Annotated in this window: 17 protein-coding genes and 4 tRNA genes; 8 read left to right on the top strand and 13 right to left on the bottom strand. The window is 37.7% G+C overall.

Annotation, left to right across the window (positions count from 1 at the left end; translation table 11 throughout):
• Positions 1–33: 33 nt before the first annotated feature.
• Positions 34–414 carry a restriction endonuclease gene (locus CIN_RS12050; protein WP_211475726.1) on the bottom strand — a complete coding sequence of 127 codons (381 nt, stop codon included), beginning with the start codon at positions 412–414 and terminating at the stop codon, positions 34–36.
• Between the two features lie 27 nt (positions 415–441).
• Complete coding sequence (locus tag CIN_RS12045) at positions 442–738, bottom strand: hypothetical protein (protein ID WP_008855071.1); 297 nt, start codon at positions 736–738, stop codon at positions 442–444.
• Positions 739–1,318: 580 nt separating this feature from the next.
• Between CIN_RS12045 and ilvD the strand changes: the two genes are divergently transcribed.
• Both ilvD and CIN_RS10455 read left to right on the top strand, forming a co-directional pair.
• Positions 1,319–3,154, top strand: a complete 1,836-nt coding sequence (ilvD, locus tag CIN_RS10460) for a dihydroxy-acid dehydratase (protein WP_008855070.1) — start codon at positions 1,319–1,321, stop codon at positions 3,152–3,154.
• A gap of 43 nt (positions 3,155–3,197) precedes the next feature.
• Positions 3,198–3,986 (top strand): abortive infection family protein, encoded by a 789-nt coding sequence (locus tag CIN_RS10455; RefSeq protein ID WP_008855069.1) that lies wholly within the window; start codon positions 3,198–3,200, stop codon positions 3,984–3,986.
• A gap of 122 nt (positions 3,987–4,108) precedes the next feature.
• Here CIN_RS10455 and CIN_RS10450 read toward each other — a convergent pair whose 3' ends face one another.
• From CIN_RS10450 to CIN_RS10405, 10 genes are all read right to left on the bottom strand, one after another.
• On the bottom strand, positions 4,109–4,723 hold the full coding sequence (locus CIN_RS10450) for a hypothetical protein (RefSeq protein WP_008855068.1): 615 nt from the start codon (positions 4,721–4,723) through the stop codon (positions 4,109–4,111).
• A gap of 16 nt (positions 4,724–4,739) precedes the next feature.
• A complete protein-coding gene (locus CIN_RS10445) occupies positions 4,740–5,402 on the bottom strand; it encodes a hypothetical protein (protein ID WP_040364410.1) in 663 nt (220 codons plus the stop codon).
• A gap of 161 nt (positions 5,403–5,563) precedes the next feature.
• Positions 5,564–5,639 (bottom strand) — tRNA-Glu (locus CIN_RS10440).
• An 82-nt stretch (positions 5,640–5,721) separates the two neighbouring features.
• Positions 5,722–5,797: transfer RNA gene (locus CIN_RS10435), tRNA-Glu, on the bottom strand.
• Between the two features lie 74 nt (positions 5,798–5,871).
• Positions 5,872–5,947 (bottom strand) — tRNA-Glu (locus tag CIN_RS10430).
• Positions 5,948–6,008: 61 nt separating this feature from the next.
• Positions 6,009–7,832, bottom strand: coding sequence for a single-stranded-DNA-specific exonuclease RecJ (gene recJ, locus CIN_RS10425; protein WP_008855066.1), 1,824 nt, complete (start codon positions 7,830–7,832; stop codon positions 6,009–6,011).
• Positions 7,825–8,823 carry a class II fructose-bisphosphatase gene (glpX, locus tag CIN_RS10420; protein ID WP_008855065.1) on the bottom strand — a complete coding sequence of 333 codons (999 nt, stop codon included), beginning with the start codon at positions 8,821–8,823 and terminating at the stop codon, positions 7,825–7,827. Before glpX ends, recJ begins: the two co-directional genes overlap by 8 nt.
• A 24-nt stretch (positions 8,824–8,847) precedes the next feature.
• The gene (locus CIN_RS10415; RefSeq protein ID WP_008855064.1) at positions 8,848–10,170 is read right to left on the bottom strand and encodes a homoserine dehydrogenase; all 1,323 of its coding nucleotides are present in this window, start codon (positions 10,168–10,170) and stop codon (positions 8,848–8,850) included.
• Between the two features lie 38 nt (positions 10,171–10,208).
• The gene (locus CIN_RS10410; RefSeq protein WP_008855063.1) at positions 10,209–11,393 is read right to left on the bottom strand and encodes an LL-diaminopimelate aminotransferase; all 1,185 of its coding nucleotides are present in this window, start codon (positions 11,391–11,393) and stop codon (positions 10,209–10,211) included.
• A 42-nt stretch (positions 11,394–11,435) separates the two neighbouring features.
• A complete protein-coding gene (locus CIN_RS10405) occupies positions 11,436–12,428 on the bottom strand; it encodes an OmpA family protein (RefSeq protein ID WP_040364409.1) in 993 nt (330 codons plus the stop codon).
• A gap of 273 nt (positions 12,429–12,701) precedes the next feature.
• On the opposite strand from CIN_RS10405, the gene CIN_RS10400 reads away from it, so the two are divergent.
• The gene (locus tag CIN_RS10400) at positions 12,702–13,364 is read left to right on the top strand and encodes an ATP-dependent Clp protease proteolytic subunit (protein ID WP_008855061.1); all 663 of its coding nucleotides are present in this window, start codon (positions 12,702–12,704) and stop codon (positions 13,362–13,364) included.
• Positions 13,365–13,388: 24 nt separating this feature from the next.
• Positions 13,389–14,378 carry a hypothetical protein gene (locus tag CIN_RS10395; protein WP_008855060.1) on the top strand — a complete coding sequence of 330 codons (990 nt, stop codon included), beginning with the start codon at positions 13,389–13,391 and terminating at the stop codon, positions 14,376–14,378.
• 79 nt (positions 14,379–14,457) lie between these two features.
• Here CIN_RS10395 and CIN_RS10390 read toward each other — a convergent pair whose 3' ends face one another.
• A complete protein-coding gene (locus CIN_RS10390; protein ID WP_008855059.1) occupies positions 14,458–15,504 on the bottom strand; it encodes an ABC transporter substrate-binding protein in 1,047 nt (348 codons plus the stop codon).
• Positions 15,505–15,601: 97 nt separating this feature from the next.
• Here CIN_RS10390 and CIN_RS10385 point away from each other — a divergent pair.
• The 4 genes from CIN_RS10385 to CIN_RS10370 all read left to right on the top strand — a co-directional run bounded on the left by CIN_RS10385 (position 15,602) and on the right by CIN_RS10370 (position 22,525).
• Positions 15,602–15,677 (top strand) — tRNA-Asn (locus tag CIN_RS10385).
• Between the two features lie 298 nt (positions 15,678–15,975).
• The gene (locus CIN_RS10380; protein WP_008855057.1) at positions 15,976–17,550 is read left to right on the top strand and encodes a carbohydrate porin; all 1,575 of its coding nucleotides are present in this window, start codon (positions 15,976–15,978) and stop codon (positions 17,548–17,550) included.
• Between the two features lie 200 nt (positions 17,551–17,750).
• Positions 17,751–20,003 carry a beta-glucosidase gene (locus tag CIN_RS10375; protein ID WP_040364406.1) on the top strand — a complete coding sequence of 751 codons (2,253 nt, stop codon included), beginning with the start codon at positions 17,751–17,753 and terminating at the stop codon, positions 20,001–20,003.
• Positions 20,004–20,278: 275 nt separating this feature from the next.
• The gene (locus tag CIN_RS10370) at positions 20,279–22,525 is read left to right on the top strand and encodes a glycoside hydrolase family 3 C-terminal domain-containing protein (RefSeq protein WP_008855055.1); all 2,247 of its coding nucleotides are present in this window, start codon (positions 20,279–20,281) and stop codon (positions 22,523–22,525) included.
• Positions 22,526–22,632: the final 107 nt, after the last annotated feature.

Here is a 22,632-nt window from a genome sequence, read left to right as displayed (position 1 = left end):
GTAACACAAAGGCTATGCAACTTTCGTATCGAGTTATATGTAATTATAAAACTCGCTTACTGCTAAGTATGCTTGGCCTGTTTGTGAAGCATGACGTCTTATTCTTGAAATGATTTCTTGAAAACTCATAACACCAGAGAAAAATAAATATAAATGGCTTGTATCCATGATTATTAATGTTGTTTTACTTCCAGAAGCTTCTTCAATTGCTACTTTAGTATAACCGCTTATTGACATCATTAGTCCCATTGTATTATCTGCCATTTTACTGGCTTTTGCTTTTAAAGAGTCGATTTCTTGAGCTCCAGACTGGCTTTTTGTAAATTTTAATTCTAAGAGATAGGTTGTCCCTTCGTGAGTTAAAGAACCATCTATTTGTCGACCGTTACTTTTATATGGACGTTTACTTTGTATTTCGCAAAAATCAAGTAATTGATAAAATCACTTTTCAAAAGCATACCCTCCAGGTTGTGTTCCTATTTGAGATTGTAATGCTTCTAAATTTTGTTGAAGTTTATTTTTATCAGTTTGTGACCGCTGAATGCGTTTCTTTTCAATTTGCGCTCGCTTTTGTGTTTCCAGACGCTCCTTTGCAGATGTGACCTGTTCATTTTGTTGTTTTAAATATGATTTAAGCTCTTGAACTGCTTTGTGGGCATCTTGTATTCTTTGCTCAGCATCCTCCCAAGGACCTCTTAAGTCAGGAAAAGTGGACTGCTCTGACAGATTATGTGCCATTTGAAAAATAACTGCTTTGCCTTTTTCTGTAGGTTGTAGTCTATTTAAAAGCTGATCTAAAAATTGCGCTTACTTTCATCATGTGACCAGGTTGCCATGAATGTGGAACTAATACGAGATGAGATAAGAAGTTTACGAAGAGCTTCTTTTCGTCAATATGATGTAAGAGGTGCTTCATAAGTTAAATCAATTAGGCGAGGAGTAATATTTATAGTCATAAAAATCTATTGCTGGTTTATATCTTCAATATTTCAAATTTATAGAATGTTTATTTGGATGATTTTAGATTTGTAGATATTAACTAATGACAACAAATTAGTATTGTATAATTATTTAATAAAACAGAAATGAAATACAGTTTAGATAGTAACTTTATTGATAATTTAGAAAAACACACAATAGGATGGATCTTAAATGAGGCATATATTAAATATGTATATTAAGATCATGATGATATGCTACTAGAAATAGGCTTATATGATTCAAATATATAATATTATTAAAGGTTATTCTTGAAATTTTTTGAAATAAGATGGATATTTTTTAATAGATTTTTAATTTTTTAAACAGGACTGATTAAATGCCCAAATATCGTTCACATACTTCTACCCAAGGTCGTAATATGGCAGGGGCTCGCGCATTATGGCGGGCGACTGGAATGAAAGATGGGGATTTTAATAAGCCGATTATTGCTGTGGTGAATTCGTTTACTCAGTTTGTTCCAGGTCATGTGCATTTAAAAGAGTTGGGCGATATTGTTGCTCGTGAGATTGAAGCCGCAGGTGGTGTAGCAAAAGAGTTTAATACGATTGCTGTTGATGACGGGATCGCTATGGGCCATGATGGTATGTTATACTCTTTGCCTAGTCGTGAGATTATTGCTGATTCAGTTGAGTATATGGTGAATGCACATTGTGCGGATGCAATGGTTTGTATTTCTAACTGCGATAAAATTACTCCTGGCATGTTAATGGCATCGATGCGTTTAAATATTCCTGTGATTTTTGTTTCAGGTGGTCCAATGGAGGCTGGTAAAAGCACCGTTGCTAATCATAAGCTTGATTTGATTGATGCAATGGTCGTTGCTGGGAATAGTCATATTTCAGATGAGAACGTTGCTGAATATGAACGCTCTGCTTGTCCAACATGTGGGTCATGTTCAGGTATGTTTACAGCGAATTCTATGAATTGTTTGACCGAAGCGTTGGGATTGTCTTTTCCAGGGAATGGAACAACATTAGCAACCCATAAAGATCGTGAACTATTATTTAAGTGGGCAGGTCGTCGTATTGTTGAATTATGTAAACAATATTATGAGCAAGATGATGATAGTGTGCTTCCACGTTCAATTGCATCAATTGCAGCTTTTGAAAATGCGATGGCGTTAGATATTGCAATGGGTGGATCAACGAATACGATTTTACATTTATTGGCCATTGCTCAAGAAGGTGAAGTTCCTTTTACGTTGCAAAATATTGACAGTTTATCTCGTAAAATTCCACAACTTTGTAAAGTGGCTCCTAATACGCAGAAATATCATGTTGAAGATGTGCATCGTGCAGGAGGGATTTTCTCTATTTTGGCAGAATTAGCCAAAGGAAATCTGATTGATACGACGGTAAAAACTATTCATTCAGATACATTGGGTGATGCTATTCACCATTGGGATGTTACGATCAGCAAAGAGGAATCTGTTTTACGGTTCTTTAAGGCTGCACCAGGTGGGATTCCTACGCAACAGGCATTTAGTCAGGATAAGCGTTGGGATAGTTTAGATACTGACCGTAAAGACGGGTGTATTCGTAGTATAGAACATGCGTATTCTCAAGATGGCGGATTGGCAGTTTTATATGGTAATATTGCTGAGAATGGTTGTGTGGTGAAAACCGCTGGTGTTGATAAATCTATTTTGACCTTTACAGGAAATGCAAAAGTATTTGAAAGTCAAGATGCTTCTGTTGAAGGAATTTTGGGCGATCAAATTGAACCTGGTGATATTGTGGTTATTCGTTATGAAGGGCCAAAAGGTGGGCCTGGTATGCAAGAAATGCTTTACCCAACCAGTTATTTGAAATCTAAAAATTTAGGTAAGCTTTGTGCATTGTTAACAGATGGCCGTTTTTCAGGAGGAACTTCTGGACTTTCGATTGGTCACGTATCTCCAGAGGCTGCATCTGGTGGAGCTATTGGCTTGGTTGAGGATGGCGATAAAATTGTGATTGATATTCCTAATCGTTCTATACAATTGAATGTTTCAGACGCAGAGTTACAAAAACGCCGCGTCGAACAAGATAAAAAAGGCTGGAAGCCAGCTAAACCACGTGCCAGAAAAGTCAGTATGGCGTTAAAAGCTTACGCGATGATGGCAACAAGTGCTGATAAAGGTGCGGTTAGAAATAAAGAGTTGTTTGAGTAGGATTAAAGGGAGCCCTATAGAGATTATTCTATAGGGTTTTATTATGGTTCAATTAAAATATCGTCGTATGAGAATTTTAGATGATGCATTTTGTATGCATGGTGGATATGTTCTGGATTTTAGTAACAGAACATTCTTTGAATATTTTCAGGATGAATTTAATATTAATATTTATGATAATAAATATGCAATAAATGGAGGATCAAAAGCTAAGCATTTGCGAGCTTTTATAGAGCTTGAACCGTCTAGTATAGTTTTAAAAGTTTTAAAATCCTTATGGGATTATCGTATCAAACATTTTTCTTGTAATGAGACGATTGAAGAAAAAGAGGATATAGAAAAGCGCTTCTTACGGTTACTTGAGGAAATTGAAGGTCAGAGTGATGTTATTCAAGCTGACGGGGTAGATAGTTTTATACAAGATCAGACTTTAGAGGAATTAGTTCAATCTATTAAACAGTATATTGATAATAATAAACCTCATGTCGCTATGGATCGTCTTCATACATATTGTATGAAAAAATTTGCATATTTGATTTCTCAGAAGGATTCAACAGTTTGCGTAGAAAGTGATCCTTTACATAGCCGTGTTGGTAAATATATAAAATTATTGAAAAACGAAAAAAAGTTAACCACGACTTCAGAAGCGATCATTAAGAGCTCAATTAGTATTTTTGATAATTTAAATGATATTCGTAATAATCAATCGTTAGCACATGATAATAATTTGCTAGATTATTATGAAGCGAAGTTTATTTTTAATAGTATTAATCTGATTTTACGTTTTATTAGAGATATTGAAAAAGAGCAATTCGAAAAAAGTAGTGTGTGATAAGCGGATAATATGCTTATTGTATATAGACAATTTTTTCTATTTTGGTTGGTTTCCTCAATGAAAACATATTGATATAAATAAAACTTACTAGAGTATTTCTTTGTGGGATATAAATAAATTTACTCTGGAATAGTATAGACAATATGTTTATTACTTCCTTGAGGATAGGTATTAAACGCACTTTTTACACAATATTCCATCACAAAAGAAGCAACATTTGCCGTGCCCGAATAGGTGCAGGTCGCTGTAAAGAGTTGCTGAGCGTCTGTAATCTTTTGTGGTGAAATGCAGATATTGTGATTTTGCTGTTCACTATCGCAATTTAACAGACTATTGTTCGGAGATAAGGGTTTGTAAAGATTCATAGAGTAATGGATATTACTTTTATTTAATGAATCTTGTTGAGCATTCACGACTGCAATTAAAGTTGGGCTTCCTTTATTACTCGAAGCCAGCCCTGTATCAACAACAGAATATCCTAAACGAGTAAATGTTTCTTCAGTTTTGATTTTCGCTTGCGTTATATAGTTCCAGTTATAATTCGTAAATGGATCTTGTGTCGTAATAGACCGATCAGCAATAACGCGAATAATAGCTTTGCTTGGGATAGGGGTATTATAGTGCTGGCTTTGCTCTTGCGTAGTAATATTCTCGGCGCATGCGCTTAGTGCGACAACAATGAAACCAAAAGAAAATAGTTTGACTATCGTGTGAGAGTGAATGGTAATCGACATGATATTTCCTTGAAATTTATTGTTCTTTTATGATTTGGGTAGGAATATATCCATCAGGTGTATTTTGGAAATAAACAAGAGAATTTTGATTCAGAGGATAGGTTGCAAAGATAGCATCTGCCATTTGTTGATATTTTTTAGCATCAATATTTGTATATATTTGATCGGCTATTGGCGTAACATTCGCAATTTTGCTTGATTTATAGTTGGTTTTACTGGAGAAAATGGGATTTTGTTTATAGCCTTTAGAGTCAATATATTGATTAATATCATTAGGAACAGTCTCAGGGCGGTAAATGGTTAAATTATAATCATATATATATGTAAGGGTAGTATGTAACTGGTTATAACATACCGTATATGCATTTTGACTACTACCATAACTATCAATAGGTTGTATGCTAGACATGTCAAGGAAATGCATTTCACATACCAGTTGTCCCTTTTCAAAAGATCTTATTGTCAAGTCTGGATCTATGATTACAAATATATTTGGTTTTATGGAGCTATTTTTTTCAACGACTGTATAACCGCGTTCGGTTAAATGTGATTTTACACGTTCTTTAGCGTCTTTAAATATTCCAAAACCTTCAAATATTGGATGACTGGTTGTGACAAGAATAACATCTGTATGTTGAATAAGTTGTGGAGAGGCAGTATTCTTCACATGCAGTGACATATTTCCAAGATGGTAACATCCCGATAAAAGGCAGCATATTAATAGGCTATAACCAATTTTTGATATAAATTTGAACATATGTTTACTGAGCAATACTGTTTTTTATTCGCAATATTCATATGTAAAATGAAGAGTGATGAAAAGCAATTATTTTTTATGATTGGTATCCCGTACGGGATTCGAACCCGTGTTACCGCCTTGAGAAGGCAGCGTCCTAGGCCTCTAGACGAACGGGACATAGGCTATGTATCATAGCAAAAATATTAGCTTATTATAGTATGAGATTTAGTAATTCGCAGCAATCACATTTTTAAATGATTGGCGTCCCGTACGGGATTCGAACCCGTGTTGCCGCCGTGAAAGGGCGATGTCCTAGGCCTCTAGACGAACGGGACAGAGGCAATGTGTTCTTTTTGAATAGCAGAACGAGCTATGTAGTCTAAACACCAACAATCATAGTTTAAATGATTGGCGTCCCGTACGGGATTCGAACCCGTGTTGCCGCCGTGAAAGGGCGATGTCCTAGGCCTCTAGACGAACGGGACAGAGGCAATGACGTTCTTAATACATGTGAAGGGTAATTAGGTCAAGAACAAAAAAACATTTTTATGCAAAAGCTGCATCTTTTATAAAAAAGTCGGCATTTTCCCTGCCATTCCAGCTATTTGTGCGTAACCAACCTGCTAAATGCATCGGACGACGATTATTATAATCTTCTAAATAAGGTGTAATTGGATTCTGATCAGCTTTAAACATTAATGCTTTGATACTGGAACCATTTTCACCCTGCAAAGTTAATCGTAACGTATTATTATCTTTTCCAATCCTGTCCGAACGAATAATATGAACATGGGATAAGGCAATTAAAGGCTCATCATTGCCATTACCAAAAGGGGTTAATCGTTCAATTTGCTTTGCGAGTTCCACAGAAGCTCCAGAAACCGTTGAAATACCTTCGATTTCTAAATCGACAACCGTTGGATGTTCTGAGGCTTCCGCAAGATATTGATTTAAAAATTGGTGAAGTTCTTCAGCCTTGTCTTTTTGATAGCTATATCCAGCGGCCATTGCATGACCACCACCACTTAATAGCAGGCCAGCTTGTCTGGCAGCAATAATTGCAGCACCTAAGTCTAACCCTGTAATCGAACGCCCAGAACCTTTAACCGTGCCATCTGATAATTCTGCACCAATTAAAGTTGGACGATTAAGTTGCTCTTTGATTCTTCCAGCTACAATGCCAACAATACCAGGATGCCAGTCTGCATGATGTAATAAAATAACAGGAGCACCTTTTTCATGTTGCTCTATCGCTAAATCTGTTGCTTGTTGTAACATGCCTTGTTCGACATTTTGACGTTGCTTGTTAATTGTGTCTAATCGTTCAGCGAGCTGATGTGCTTCAATCGGATTAGAGCAGGAGAGGAGCTTTAATCCTAAATCAGATTCTGAAATACGTCCGCCAGCATTAATCCGAGGCCCCAATGCGAAGCCACAGCTGAATGCATCAGGTGTTTTTTGCACGCCTGAGACTTCTAATAACGCAGCAAGTCCGATACGCTCTCTTTTGGCTAAGATTTTTAATCCTTGCGTTACCAATGCACGATTTAACCCTGTTAAAGGCATCACGTCACAAATGGTTGAAAGTGCGACTAAATCTAATAATTGTAATAAGTCAGGTTTAGGATAATTTTCAAAATAATTTTGTTGTTGTAAAGCTCTGTTAACGGCGATGGCAGTAATAAAACTCACCCCGCCAGCACATAAATATCCTAATCCTGAGGTGCAGTCTAAACGGTTTGGATTAACCGTTGCAAAAATATTGGGCGCACTTTCACATTTATGATGGTCTAAAACAATAATATCGGTATTTTCTTGATTGGTCTCATCAAAAACTGTATGAGATGCAGCACCACAATCTACGCAAATAATAAGCGTTACGTCTTGATCGATGAGGCTTTGCAGGGCTTTGGTGTTCGGGCCATATCCTTCTTTAAAACGGTCAGGAATATAAGTGATCGGTTGATTGCCTAGACTGTTAAAAAACTGCTTTAAAATTGCAGAAGAACAGCCGCCATCAACGTCATAATCACCAAAAATCGCAATTTTTTCATGGTTGATAATGGCTGTTGCAATGCGATCAGCAGCTTTGTTCATATCTTTTAGGCTAGATGGATTAGGGAGTAAATTCTTTAATTTTGGATCAAGAAAATGTTCTACTGATTGAGGAGAGACCCCTCGAACCGCAATCATTCTGCCAACAATATCGTATAAAGATGCTTTTTGAGCAATATGTTGGGCATGTCGATCCAGTGTTGTAGAATCATAAGAAGAAGGCATGCGCCATAGCCACCTTCGTCCAGAAAAGCTTTGTTGAACATTCAGGACAAGGGGAGCTTCAATAGAAGTATTTTCTGTTAAATTAGACACGGGCTGATAAGGGCTGTACTAGTAAATCATGGCGGACATTAAAAAATCTAACGGTTTTAGAACGAGATCGTGTGACTAAAGAGTTTGTCCATACATGTTTTCCTCTCCATTTTACGCCTTGAAGAATATCTCCACTTGTAACACCCGTTGCAGAAAAGAAGACATCTCCACTGGCCATATCGTTTAAAAAGAGCTTTCTTTGAGGATCTTCTTTGCTCATTGTTTTTGCACGGTCAATTTGTGATTGATTTTCGAAGAGTAAACGTCCTTGCATTTGTCCATCAAAGCATCGTAGTGCTGCCGCTGCTAAAACACCTTCTGGAGCACCACCAGAGCCAATGAAAATATCAACATTACTGTTTGGAATACAGGTGGCGATAATTCCAGCGACGTCACCATCAGATAGTAATTTTACGCGTGCACCGATTTCATGGGCTTTAGCAATAATTTCTTCATGACGGTCTCTATCCAAAGTACTTAAGATAATTTCAGAAACATCAACCTTTTTTGCCTTGGCAAGGTTGCGCAAATTGGTTTCAATAGAATTATCAATATCGATAATTCCTTCAGGATAATCAGGGCCAATTGCAATTTTGTCCATATAAATATCTGGAGCATGAAGGAATTTTCCTTCTTCTGCCAATGCAACTACGGTAATTGCGTTGGGAAGGTTTTTTGCAGTTAAATTAGTGCCCTCCAAAGGATCAACAGCAATATCCATTTTTTGGCCACCAGAGCCAACTTTTTCACCAATATATAACATTGGTGCTTCGTCCATTTCTCCTTCGCCAATGACGACGGTGCCAGAAATGCCGACAGTATCAAAAGCACGCCTCATTCCTTCAACCGCGGCATTATCTGCTTCATTCTTTTTGCCACGACCAATCCAATGGAATGATTCGATGGCTGCCGCTTCGGTAACGCGTACTAATTCAAGTGCTAAGTTACGATCAGGGACACGATAAGCAGTAACAGGAGAAGAAAGAGGCATGGAGGAATATTCCTTACGTGATACTTATGCTTCTTCTATACGAAGCATAATATGTTTTTCTGTAATAGCAGGTAGTTTTTGAATTTCGCGTAAAGCGTATAATAAAGATTCTTCTTTGGTTTGATGGGTGACCAGAATGATAGGAACAATATTAGAAGTGTCAATATCAGAAGATGTTCCATGCTGTAATAAGCTACGTAATGATACGTTATGCTCTTTCAGAATGGTTGCAATATCTGCAACAACACCGGGTTTATCTTGTACCATTAAACGAATATAATAGGCTTTATAAAATTCGTTGCGAGACACAACCGTTGCTGGTGTTAATTCTTTCCAATCAGTTCCCCACATTGGAATATTAGAGCCTCTAGCAATATCGATAATATCTGCGCTGACGGCAGTAGAGGTAGGGCCTTCACCAGCACCAGCACCTTCGAGCATTAAACGGCCAGAGAACTCACCTTCGGTAAAGACGGCGTTGGTAACACCGTTTACTCGTGCTAAGGGGGTTTCACATGGGAGTAACGCAGGGTGCACACGTAATTCGATACGATTATCGGCATGTTGCTGTGCAACGCCGATTAATTTAATGGTATATCCTAACTCTTGTGCATAATGTAAATCATCAGGATTAATACCACGAATACCTTCAACGAAAACATCTTCAAAATGAATGGTGTGTCCAAATCCAAGGCTGGCTAAAATTGCCAATTTATGTGCAGCATCAAAACCATCGATGTCTGTGGAAGGGTCCGCTTCAGCATAGCCAAGCTCTTGGGTTTCTTTTAAAATATCATTAAAATCGCAGCCTGTTTTTGCCATTGCGGTTAAAATATAGTTACAAGTGCCATTTAAAATACCGCCAATACGTTTTAAACGATCTGGGGTTAAGGCCTCTTTAATGGTTTTAATAACTGGAATTCCACCAGCAACAGCAGCTTCAAATAAAAGAGGTACATTTTTCTCTTCAGCAAGTTTTGCTAATTCATCGCCATGTAAAGCAATCAGGGCTTTGTTTGCAGTGATGACCCCTTTATTTGCACGTAAGGCTGCGCATACAAGATCGTAAGCAATACCATTTGCCCCGCCAATCAGTTCTACAATCACATCAATATCAGGGTTGGAAACAAGATCAAGAGCATTATCATACCATTGAATATTGGATAAATCGATTCCTCGATTTTTCGCTTTGCTTCTTGCACTGATGGCAACGATTTCAATAGGGCGACCTGCTTTGTGAGTAATGGATTGTGCGTTGGTTTGTAAAACACGTACAACACCACCACCAACAGTTCCAAGACCAGCTATTCCTAGCTTTAAAGGTTTCTGAGAAGAAGGGGTATTCATAAAAAATGTTCTCCAGTTTACGATAGAAAAATGTAAAGTTACTTTGAATACGAATTCATAAAAGTTTTAATCGAACGACAAGCTTGCCTTAATCTTTGTGTATTTTCAACTAGTCCGATGCGAACAAAATCATCTCCATATTCACCAAAGCCAAGGCCAGGAGCAACGGCGACTTGAGCTTCTTTAAGGAGTAATTTAGAGAATTCCACGCTGCCTAGATGTTTAAATTGTTCAGGAATTGGTGCCCAAGCAAACATAGACGCAGGTGGTGAAGGGACATCCCATCCTGCATTATGTAATCCTTTGATTAGAGTATCTCTGCGGTCTTTATAAAGGTCACGCATTTCTTGAATATAATCTTGTGGGCCATTCAATGCTGCAACGGCTGCAATTTGAATCGGAGTGAATGCTCCATAATCTAGATAGGATTTAATACGTGTTAAAGCGGCAATGAGTTTTGGATTGCCTGCAGCAAATCCAATTCGCCATCCAGCCATCGAATAAGTTTTGGACATCGATGTGAATTCAACCGCAATATCTTTTGCTCCAGGAACTTCTAGAATAGAAGGTGGGATTTGATCGCCATAATAAAGTTCTGCATAAGCGAGGTCAGAAAGAATCCAAATTGACTCTTTTTTAGCAAAAGCAACCAGTTCACGATAGAAATCTAAACTTGCAACATAAGAAGTTGGATTAGAAGGGAAGTTAACAATCAGTGCAGTTGGTTTTGGAATAGAATGATGAACCGCACGTTTTAGTGCTTCTAGCATATTTTCATCAGGTGTTGCTGGAATAGAGCGGACAGCAGCGCCAGCAATAATGAATCCAAATTGATGAATGGGATAGGAAGGATTAGGGACTAGGATCGTATCACCTGGGCTGGTAATCGCAGACGCCAGATTTGCTAATCCCTCTTTTGATCCAAGGGTAACAATAGCTTCTTTTTCTGGATCTAAAGCAACATTAAAACGGCGCTCATAATAACTGACGAGAGCTTTGCGTAGTCCAGGAATACCACGGCTAACTGAATATCCATGAACTCTAGGAGAAGATGTTGCTTCAACCAGTTTTTGCACAACATGTTCAGGTGGACGGCTGTCTGGATTGCCCATGCCTAAATCGATAATGTCTTCACCGCGGGCTCGTGCTGCTTTTTTCGCCGCGTTAACTTCTGCAAAAACATAAGGAGGGAGACGGCGGATGCGATGAAATTCTTCAGTCATGGGCTTTTCAACTCAATTAAAAAATGGAAATAAATTATTTATTCATTCATCCATACGAATCCTTACGCCATGACCAATAGCATGCGCACGAATTGCAATAGATGATTCTGGTACATTATGGGCAATTAACATTTTTGCAACTGTTTTTGCACGTAACAATGCCAAAGATAACGCTTGAGACTGTGATTCTGGAGAAATAGAATTTGCGTCACCATAACCATGCACGTAAATCATACGCCCTTGACGCATCCAAGCAATTGAGTTGATTAAACCGTTTTGTCCAATGTTTGGGGTATCAGAATCAATTGGAAATGTTACTAATTCCCCTTTTGGAGCTTCTAATGGTAAAGCGGAAGGTTTGAAAGGTGCAGGTAAGTTTGCATCAGAAGGAATATTAAAGCCTGGGAATTTTGATGGGGAAGGAGGGTTCACAGGAATAGCTGGAATCACAACTGCTTGATCGTCGATCTTTGCACGTAATTCTGGCATAACCACGGGAACAGGTGTAGGTGGTGGTGTTGGTTTCGATTCTTTTGGTTTTTCTTCTGTTTTTTTCTCATTTTGAGGCGCTTGACCAGTAGGTTGATTCGTGGTTGGCGCTGGGTCTTGACCTACAGCATCAAAGCTTGCTGAGCTTTCTTGTGAGTTTTGAGGGTTTGTTTCTGTTTTTGAAGAACCAGCATTCGCAGGAGCTGTCACAGCTTGCTGTGGTGCTGGAGGGATCTTAGGAATTTCAAGAGGCGTAACTGTATTTTGCCAATCAGATAAGGTTCTGTCTTTGGTTAGGTTATCAGTAACTTCCGCTCTGAGCGCAGGTGATGGGAGCGGAGGAGCTTGGGTCGGGGTTAGTCCGACATAAGGGTAAGTCTTTTCATTCCCAGGTACAGGTAATCGAGGCTCAGCTACGATTCCACCTTCAAGATTATGATACCAACCTACAGGTGTTTTAACAATAGGATTGCTTGCACATCCTGTGATAGATAATAAACCCATTAATAAACTATATCGAAAAATTGGCTGATAGATAAAGGGCACGCTTTTGAACCTTAAATTTTAAAAACAGTATTAAATAATTTTAATAGTATTATAGGTTTTTTTTCGAATGCGCTATTTTCCTTTTGCAACACTCAGAAAATAATCACTAAAATAATGTTGTAAAAAAGAAAATATTACTAAAAATAATGATTTTTGATAAGAAATGCTAAAATATTTTCTATTCTGTTTGTTGAAGTGTATAAGAATTATCAATAAACTGATTTATATAAGATTAATAAGATTTTATTAATTCTACTGTTAAGGAAAAATTTGATGAATTTTATGCAAATGACAGCGCATAACAAAATAGTTTTAGATGATAACGATCCTGAAGAGCCCGTAAACCCTTCAGAAAAATCTGAAAAAGAAAACGAAGATGCTGCACCAGGTGCTGCGTTAGAAGGGAAGCTTTTTAAAGAACGCAAAATCTTAATTTTTGGTGAAGTTAATGATAAGCTTGCCAAAGAGGTAACTGCACGTCTTTTGGCATTGGCATATGATTCTGATCGTCCCATTGATATTTATGTAAACTCACCTGGTGGGCATGTCGAAAGTGGTGACACAATTCACGATATGATTCGTTTTGTTGATAGTCATGCACCGATTAATATGATTGGTACAGGTTGGGTCGCATCAGCTGGTGCATTAATTTTCTCAGCTGGTCATAAAAAACGTCGTTTCTGTTTGCCAAATACGCGCTTTTTACTTCACCAACCAATGGGTGGGGTTAGAGGTCCAGCAACCGATATCGATATCGAAGCTAGAGAAATCATCAAGATGCGTGAACGTTTAAATCATATTTTCGCTAAGGAAACAGGCCATCCTTATGAAAAAATTGCAAAAGATACAGACCGTAATTATTGGATGTCTGCAAAAGAAGCTATTGAATATGGATTAGTACATAGCATTATTCACACATGGACGGATTTAAAATAATTTTATTGTTGGAGATTTGATTAAATGTCTAATTTAGAAGCAATTTACACACAACTACCTGAAAACTTGCGTGATTTACCTCAGCCAAAGTCGGATGAAGAGCTAGAGGAAATGAATTACCGCGTAAGACATTGGATGAGTAGTATGCCAGGGTCGATTAAGATCGGTAGCAAAGAGCATAAGCAGGCTGTGTGTCAAATGTTTCGCGAGACATTTAATCCATATCGTCCAACTTTTATGGATTGGCCAAAATTAAGCGAAGAAGAAATTAATCGCTTAAAAAGCCTTCCTATTTGGGATATTGCTGTTCATACGGAAGGGAAAGCCCGTCTGAGAATGGCAGCTTATGTCAAAGAATTACTTGATCCAGAGATGGCTGATGCGATTGCTAGAAATGCTTGGGAAGAAAATCGCCATAAAGAAGTGCTTGCTGATTTAGTCAAATTTTATGGTATTCCATTAGCTCAAGAGCAAGAATATAAAGTTCCTAAAGACGCAGAGTGGGCCTATATGGTCACAGGCTTTAGTGAGTGTTGGGATAGTTTTTTTGCATTTGGTTTATTTGCTGTTGCACAAAAATCAGGTTTCTTTACAAAAGAGCTCATTGAGACTTTTGAACCCGTGATGCAAGAAGAATGTCGTCATATTTTACTTTTTGCAAATTGGTTAGCTTGGCATCGTAAGAATTTATCTTTGTTAAAAAGGGTTAAATTTGAAGCTAAATTATGGGCAGTTCATGCGTTCTTGATTTATGAACGTTTGGGCTTAATCAAAGATGTGGATGTTGATGGTCAAGAATATTATGAAGATAATAACTTTACTATCAATGGTGTTGCAGAGCTTGGCAAAGAAAAAACAAGCATTAAAGATTTTTTAAAGCTTTGTCTTTCCGAAGATGATCGTCGTTTTGCAGGATATGATCGTAGATTAGTCAGACCTACAACGGCACCATTTTTAGCGAAGTTGCTTTTGCGTATTTTGCCTGAAAAAATTGCCAATAAACAATTAGGTTAGCTCTATCTATTCTATTTGTACATAATAATGTTTGTAAAAAAATCCTCTTCATATAGAAGAGGATTTTTTTATGGATTTTTTATAAATGAGTAGCGATGCAAAATTGTTTTGCTGTTTTACTAGAGTCAAGATCGTTAGGCACTTTTCCTAATAATTTAAACTCATCGATATATTGAGCAACTTGTTCCCATAGTTGATTATTAATAGGGGTAATACTTTGATTTTCGTTCTTAAACATTGCAAGGATTTGTTTGGCGTTCATGTCTTTCCATTGATCTGCAAGTAATATGCTAGCCTCTTGTAAATGCTGAGTTCGCCACTTTGAAGCCTCACGAATGCTGAGCGCTAGAGGTCTGGCAATATTCGGGTTTTGAGTTAAAAATTGATTATTAATCCCTAATATATGGTTGGCACGTTTACTCCAGCTGCCGCTTTGGCTGCCTGCAAGTTCAAATAGTTCTTTTTCCGCATGGCTTAATATCTCCCATATGAAAGGGTCATAACCAATAATGGCTTGAACTTGATTCGAGAGTAAGGCAGGTAAAAGCTCTTCTTGTTCCATTTCAATCCATTTAATATTTTGTTCAGGATTTAATCCTTTGCGTCGGAGTAAAATAGAAAAGAAAAGTCGTTCTTTATTTGCGTGGCGGCGTGTGGCAATTTTTAGTCCAGCTAGGTCAACTAATCGATCGATTCGCTGTTTGCGAGATACTAAAAGACGAAAGTTTCCTCCTCCAATACCGACTAATAAACGTGCCTGCATCCCTGTAAGTAGGTTAGGTAACCAATCGAGAGCGGATAAGACAGTGGCATCGCACAGATTTTGCTTTAGTGCGTCTAATGCTTGTAAATGATTTTGAATATTAGGAAGAATCGTAACATTTAATGCATATTTTTTGAAAATATCTTCACTTTGAGCAATGGTTAATAGCGAATCAATTTCACTTTTAGGCCATGCAATCCGAATAGATTGAGGTATAAAATCATGAATAGGGTTTTGTTTATGTGAAAAGAATCGATAAGATGCATATCCTCCCCCTCCGGCAAGGAAAACAGAGCCTCCTAAGCCCAAGAGTGCTTTTCTTCGTGATATCAATGACTTTTTGTCTTTATTTGGGTCGATCATAGAACTATTTTACTAAAAAATTAAAAAAATATTAAAAAAATTAAAAAAAACACTTTACCATTAATATCGAATTAGGCTATAGAGAGTTCATGGCTGATCCCGAATAGCTCAGTTGGTAGAGCTAGCGACTGTTAATCGCTCGGTCGTAGGTTCGAGTCCTACTTCGGGAGCCATATTTAATTATCATTCAAATTATCCCCCATAAAATTAAATATTAATAAAACGTTGTTTACAATTCCGATTTGTAAATATTCTGTTTCTATTTCGACACTGTGTTTGTTTTTTTGCATCATATTGTAAATTTGTCATTCTATTTGTGTTGAGAGTTGAGTAATCATAACTTTATGACAAAAGATCTTTCTGGTTTTAGTTATTACTCTAGTTTTTAAAGCATAAAACGCTCTTCTTATTTTGTTTATATGCTTTAGAGGCTAGCAACTCTTAACTTTATAAGCATGGTAATAGATGAATATGGCGTTATTTTTGAACAAATCTAGCCTTTTACAAAAAAAACAATTCTATTTTCTTTCTTGTTTTTTAATGATGGGCAGCACAGCCTTATTAACCCCTCTTGCAAAAGCGGAAGACAGTAAAAATACTCCTGTAACACATAAAGCCGAAAATAGTGATTCTGCTATTGATGGTATGACAGATGGGTATTTAGTCCCAGTTGGCGGTGGTGGTGACTGGTTAACCAGTATTGGTCGTGTACAAAGTAATCCTTCAGATATTGCTAAAATAGAAAAAATTGGGAACCCCCTTCTTCCTCAACCAGAACATTTTTTAGGTACATGGGGTGGGATTCAACCTTGGTTATATCAACGTGGTATTAACTTTAACCTTGATAATCAAAACGAATTCGCTGGTAATATAACTGGTGGAAAAAGAAAAGGTGCAACAAATGCTGGAGCAGTTGATGCGAACCTTGACGTTGATTGGGCAACATTGGTTGGCCGTAATTGGATGACTGATGGTCTGGTTAGTCATATGACTGTTTTAGGTCGTTATGGTAATAACTTAGGTAAAGTCATTGGTGAAAATATTACTCAGGTGCAGGAAATCTATGGTGCTGGTGGGAATGTTGTTGCCAAGCTCGTGAACCTTTACAGTGATAAATATTTTATGGATGGTAAGATAGTCACCTCCTTTGGTCGTACCAGCGTTGGTGGTTTTTATGCAACCAGCCCAATCCACTGTTATTTCATGAATAATGGTCTTTGCGGAAATCCTAAGCCTTTGAGCGGACAAGCAGCTGGATTTAATGCGTGGCCAGATTCAACTTGGGGAATTACCACTTTATTTAGACCTACGGATCATCTTTCTGTTCGTATTGGTATGTTCCAAGTTAACCGTTATGCTTATGGCAATGAGGGTGGAAAACGCGCAGGCTGGTCATCTATTGTTAGAACAGCAGGAAATGCTGGTGGAGAGTTCCCAATTGAATTTACCTATGAACCTCATTGGGGAAAAAATGATTTAGTTGGCCACTATAAAGCTGGTTTTGCTTATGATACCTCTTCTTATCCAGTTTGGGGTAGTGGTAAAAACGGTGCTAAAATCACCACTATGAATGGTGCGGATCAACGTTGGAAACGTGGGCGCGATGTTGAGTGGTTATTATTGGATCAAATGATTCATCGTAATGGCCCTGGTGATTTGAATGGTGTGATTGGTTATGTTGGGTTTGTTCATAGTAATCCACTAACTTTCCAACGTCAAAACCAAGTGATTGTCGGCATGATTAATACAGGTTTCTGGAAAGCACGTCCTATGGATGCTTTTGGTGTGTTATTTATTCATCAAATTATGAGTGGCAAAATGCGTGATGCGCAACGTTATAATTTGTCTCAGGGGTTTGCTATTGATAATATTGGTAGCGCTTCAGGTATTCAAACTTCAGAAACGACTTTCGAATTAACATATATTATTCATGTTTATAGGGGGATACGTTTCCAACCTGACTTTCAATATGAAATTCATCCAAATGCACAAAAGAATATTAATGATGCTGCCTTTCTTGGATTTAAAAGTCGTGTAGACTTCTGATTTTTAACTCTTTGTAATAATTTAATAAAATTTTTATTGGCCTCGATAATTGTTGTTAAATAATTATCGAGGTTTTTTTTATGTGTGATAGTTTTATTACGGTAAACTAATCGTGATTGATGATGTTATTGACGATCATGGGCGCATTAAGCGTAAACTACAAAAATAGTTTTTACTGATTTATTTTAAGGGCCGTTATTATGAAACGATCTCATATTTTTCTTATGTCATCGATGCTTGTCAGTTTACCTAGCCCAGCTTTTTCAGCTGAGCCAGTATGGAAAGATACTTCACGACCTGCTGCGGAGAGAGCAAAAGCATTAGTGCAAGCGATGACACCAGCAGAAAAATTACAGCTAGTGGTTAGCCATTATGCAGTGGATAACGGCCCTGGAAAATCATCTGTTCCCAAAGGTGCTGTTGGTGGAGCAGGATACGTTCCTGGTATTGATAGATTGGGAATTCCAGCACAACAAATTACAGATGCAGGTTTGGGAATCACGAACCCTAATAATGTTCGTCCAGGTGATGGTGCAACAGCTTTACCAAGTGGTCAGATTTTATCTGGCACTTTTGAACCAGATCTTGCTTACCAAGCAGGTCAAGTTCTTGGTAGAGAAGCATTCCATAGAGGGTTTAACGTATTGCTTGGAGGTGGTGGAGCTGTTTTAGTAAGAGATCCAAGAAACGGTCGTAATTTTGAGTATTTAGGTGAAGATTCTTTATTAGCGGGTAACATAGCTGCGGCACAAATACAGGGTGTGCAAAGCCAACATGTGATTGCTACAGCAAAGCAATTCGCTTTTGGTGCGATTGAAACCAATCGTATGAAAGTGGATATGCGTATTGGTGAAAAAGAAGGCAGAGAATCTGATTTATTAGCATTTGAAATTGCGGTTAAACAGGGGAATCCTGGCGCAATTATGTGTGCTTATAATAAGGTTAATGGGGATTATAGTTGTGAAAATAGTTACTTATTACAACTACCCAAAAGAAATTGGGGCTATCGAGGTTACGTATTAACAGATTGGGGTGCTACACATAGCACTGTAAAATCTGCAAATGCTGGGTTGGATCAAGAGTCAGGTGCGTCATTTGATCAAAAGATTTATTTTGGTAAAGACTTAAAAGAAGCGATTGCGAAAGGTGAAGTGTCAAAAGGTCGTTTAGATAATATGGTCTATCGTATTGTCTATAGCTTAATTGATGTTGGCGCTTATGATCATCCAGCTTATAAGTCTGACCAAGCTGAAAATGTAGCAGCAGACGAAGCTATTTCTCAGAAAATTGCAGAAAATGGTATTGTTCTTTTAAAGAACCATCATAATATTCTTCCGTTATCTTCTCAAATTAAATCTATTGCGATTATTGGTGGTAAGGCTGATCAAGGTGTATTGTCTGGTGGTGGCTCTTCACAAGTAACGGCTCGAGGTGGCAATATTGTTGATCATACACGTATGCAACAATGGCCAGGACCTGTGTCTTATTTCCCATCTTCTCCGATGAAAGCGATTCAAGCATTAGTGCCAAATGCAAAAGTCAATTTTGCAGCTGGAAATGATATTCAACAGGCTGTTGATTTAGCAAAACACTCTGATGTAGCGATTGTGTTCGCAACTAAATGGAGTGCAGAAGGGTTTGATTCTGCTAATTTACAATTATCAGCAGAGCAAAATCAACTCATTGAAGCTGTTGCGAAAACAGGGAAACCTGTGGTGGTTGTTTTGGAAACAGGTAATCCTGTTGAAATGCCCTGGTTGCATGATGTTGATGGAGTGCTTGCTGCTTGGTATCCAGGAACTTCTGGTGGGCCAGCAATTGCGAATATTTTATTTGGTCAAGTTAATCCATCTGGACGGTTAACAACCACATGGCCAAAAGCATTAAGTCAAGTTCCATATCCTTATATTGAAGGCGCTGGTAAAATTGTTAATGCGGATGTGCTTGCGGTTAAACAATATTCGTCTGATAATCAGGCTGTTTCATCTGTGAACTTAAATGAGGATGGTGCAAATGTTGGATATCGTTGGTACGAACAAAAACGGTTAACGCCACTTTATCCATTTGGATATGGATTATCTTATACAACGTTTAAGTATAAAAAATTAATCCTTGAGAAAGATTTTGATAAAGATCGTCATACGATGATTGCGAATGTGACTGTTGAAAATACAGGGAATCGTGATGGTGCCGATGTGATTCAGATCTATGGAAAAATACCAGGTGAAACGACTAGTCGTTTGCTTGGATTTAGAAAAGTTTATTTAAAAGCCGGTGAAACGCAAACTGTTCCTGTGACTCTATTCTCAGTCAGTCTTGCACATTATGTTCCTGTAAAACATTCATGGGAAATTATTTCTGGTAATTACGAAATTTCTGCTAGATCTGATTCCTTGTCACATGACGCACTAAAAACAAATATTCATTTAGATCAAATTGATGTTCAGGATTAATATATTTTTTAATTAGTTTGTTTATTTTATAGCCACGGTTAGTTAATAGCCGTGGCTATTTTTATAATTGGTTTGTTATGATTCAAACTAAATATTAAATATAGATTTTTTAGAAAATATAATATGTTTGTAGATATTTTTTATGTTGTAGATACAAGTGATGTAATTATGATTATTATTTGTAAAATCAATGATCTATCAGATTTTTGAGTTGACTATTTAAAATAAAGGTAAGCTAATGGGATTACATATTTTCATTGTAGGAGGTCATTCTTATGAAGTTGTCCCAGCTTTTTTTACTTTCATCTATTCTGGTTAGCGTCCCATGTGTCGCACATGCAGAAGAAGCGATTTGGAAAGATACCTCTCTTTCTCCAGAAGCTCGTGCAAAAGCCTTAGTTAAGGCGATGACACAAGATGAAAAACTACAATTAGTTGTTAGCCACTATGCAATTGATAATGGGCCGAAACATTTGCCTGTTCCTAAAGGGGCATTAGGCAGTGCGGCTTATGTTCCTGGTATTGATAGGTTAGGAATTCCAGCACAACAAATTACAGATGCAGGGTTAGGGGTAACCAACCCCAATAATATTCGTCCAGGCGATGGAGCAACATCACTACCAAGCGGTCAGGTTATTGCAGGAACATTTGATCCTAAGCTTGCCTATGAAGCAGGCAAGATGACAGGTGCAGAAGCTTTTCATAGAGGTTTTAATGTCTTATTAGGTGGCGGCGTTGTTTTGGTGAGAGATCCAAGAAATGGTCGTAATTTTGAATATTTAGGGGAAGATCCAATTCTTGCAGGGAATGTTGCTGCTCAAGAAGTTAAAGGTGTTCAAAGTCAGCATGTGATTTCTACCGTCAAACATTATGCATTCAATAATATTGAAACAAATCGTTTAAAAGTGGATATGAAAGTGAATGAGAAAGATGGAAGAGAATCAGATCTTCTTGCTTTTGAAATTGCGATGAAAAAAGGCGATCCCGGTTCCGTTATGTGTGGTTATAACAAGGTGAACGGGGATTATACTTGTGAGAATAGTTACTTATTACAACTTCCTAAAAAAGAGTGGGGCTATAAAGGTTACTTCATGACTGATTGGGGGGGTGGGCATAGTACAGTGAAAGCAGCCAACGCAGGATTAGATCAAGAATCCGCTGCAGAAGAATTTGATAAAGAAGTTTATTTTGGTAAGGCATTAAAAAAAGCGATTGCGAAAGGTGAAGTTCCAGAAAGTCGTCTGAATGATATGGCTTATCGTATTGTTTATTCTTTAATTAAAGTTGGTGCTTACGATCATCCAGCAGCCAAATCGGATCAACCTGAAGATGTTGCAGCACATGAAGCCATTTCTCAAAAAGTTGCAGAAAATGGTATTGTCCTTCTTCAAAACAAACAAAATATTTTACCATTAGCAGCAACCGTGAAAAATATTGCGATCATTGGTGGTCATGCGAATGAAGGCGTGTTGTCTGGTGGTGGGTCTTCTCAAGTCACGGCTAGAGGTGGCAATATTAAATTAAAAACCGGCCTACAAAAATGGCCTGGCCCAGAATCTTACTTCCCATCTTCACCAATGAAAGCAATTGAAGCATTAGCACCAGAAGCGAAAGTTCAATTTGCAGCTGGGGATAATATTCAACAAGCAGTTGATCTGGCGAAGAATGCTGATGTTGTGATTGTTTTTGCAACTAAATGGAGTGCAGAAGCGTTTGATAATGCAGATTTGAATTTGCCAGGAAATCAAGATCAGTTAATTGAAGCTGTTGCAAAAGCAGGGAAACCTGTTGTGGTGGTATTGGAAACGGGTAACCCTGTGAATATGCCTTGGTTAAATAATGTTGATGCTGTGGTTGCTGCATGGTTCCCAGGTACTTCTGGTGGTCCAGCAATTGCAAATATTTTATTTGGTAAAGTAAACCCATCTGGACGTTTAACGACTACATGGCCGAAATCTCTTTCTCAATTACCATATCCTGTGATTAAAGGTGCAGGTAAAATTGCGAATGGAGATCCTAACGATGCAACAAAAGAAGATGATTCTATTATTTCGTCGCTTAACCTAGATGTTGATAAAGCAAATGTTGGTTATCGTTGGTTTGAAGATAAGAAATTGACGCCGCTTTATCCGTTTGGATATGGGTTATCTTACACAACATTTAAATATACTAAAATTGCATTGCATAGTAATTTAGCTGCTAAAATACCAACGATTACTGCTGAGGTTACAGTTGAAAATACAGGTAAAAAAGATGGTGCAGACGCAGTGCAAGTTTATGGCACGATGCCTGATGGATCACCAAGCCGTTTAGTTGGATTTGATAAAGTTGAGCTTAAAGCTGGAGAGTCAAAAACGGTTAGTATTCCTTTAGCTTTACAAGGAATTGCGAATTATGAACCGAAAGCACATCATTGGGAATTACCAGCAGGGTCATATACAATTGCTGTAAAACCTGATGCACTTGCTAATGAAGTGGTTAAAACAACCATTCATTTAAATCAACTAACTCTTACTGACTAAATTATAAGAGTAATTTGTTTGCTTTTATATAGCCACGGTCATTTAAGCCGTGGCTATTTTATTATAAGATATTCGTTATTCTGTGATTATTTTGTAGGATCTTCGCA

Origin of the sequence: Commensalibacter intestini A911, assembly GCF_000231445.1 — a bacterium.
GTDB lineage: Bacteria > Pseudomonadota > Alphaproteobacteria > Acetobacterales > Acetobacteraceae > Commensalibacter > Commensalibacter intestini.
This window is presented reverse-complemented; position numbering and strand designations above follow the sequence as displayed.

Bases quoted from the DNA above. Each gene is read 5' to 3' on its own strand.
- CIN_RS10380 (WP_008855057.1), top strand. From the start codon at position 15,976: ATGGCGTTATTTTTGAACAAATCTAGCCTTTTACAAAAAAAACAATTC.
- CIN_RS10390 (WP_008855059.1), bottom strand. From the start codon at position 15,504: ATGATCGACCCAAATAAAGACAAAAAGTCATTGATATCACGAAGAAAA.
- CIN_RS10450 (WP_008855068.1), bottom strand. From the start codon at position 4,723: ATGTCGATTACCATTCACTCTCACACGATAGTCAAACTATTTTCTTTT.
- CIN_RS10415 (WP_008855064.1), bottom strand. From the start codon at position 10,170: ATGAATACCCCTTCTTCTCAGAAACCTTTAAAGCTAGGAATAGCTGGT.
- CIN_RS10455 (WP_008855069.1), top strand. From the start codon at position 3,198: ATGGTTCAATTAAAATATCGTCGTATGAGAATTTTAGATGATGCATTT.
- CIN_RS10400 (WP_008855061.1), top strand. From the start codon at position 12,702: ATGAATTTTATGCAAATGACAGCGCATAACAAAATAGTTTTAGATGAT.
- CIN_RS12045 (WP_008855071.1), bottom strand. From the start codon at position 738: ATGGCACATAATCTGTCAGAGCAGTCCACTTTTCCTGACTTAAGAGGT.
- CIN_RS10395 (WP_008855060.1), top strand. From the start codon at position 13,389: ATGTCTAATTTAGAAGCAATTTACACACAACTACCTGAAAACTTGCGT.
- ilvD (WP_008855070.1), top strand. From the start codon at position 1,319: ATGCCCAAATATCGTTCACATACTTCTACCCAAGGTCGTAATATGGCA.
- CIN_RS10445 (WP_040364410.1), bottom strand. From the start codon at position 5,402: ATGTCACTGCATGTGAAGAATACTGCCTCTCCACAACTTATTCAACAT.
- CIN_RS10410 (WP_008855063.1), bottom strand. From the start codon at position 11,393: ATGACTGAAGAATTTCATCGCATCCGCCGTCTCCCTCCTTATGTTTTT.
- glpX (WP_008855065.1), bottom strand. From the start codon at position 8,823: ATGCCTCTTTCTTCTCCTGTTACTGCTTATCGTGTCCCTGATCGTAAC.
- CIN_RS10375 (WP_040364406.1), top strand. From the start codon at position 17,751: ATGAAACGATCTCATATTTTTCTTATGTCATCGATGCTTGTCAGTTTA.
- CIN_RS10370 (WP_008855055.1), top strand. From the start codon at position 20,279: ATGAAGTTGTCCCAGCTTTTTTTACTTTCATCTATTCTGGTTAGCGTC.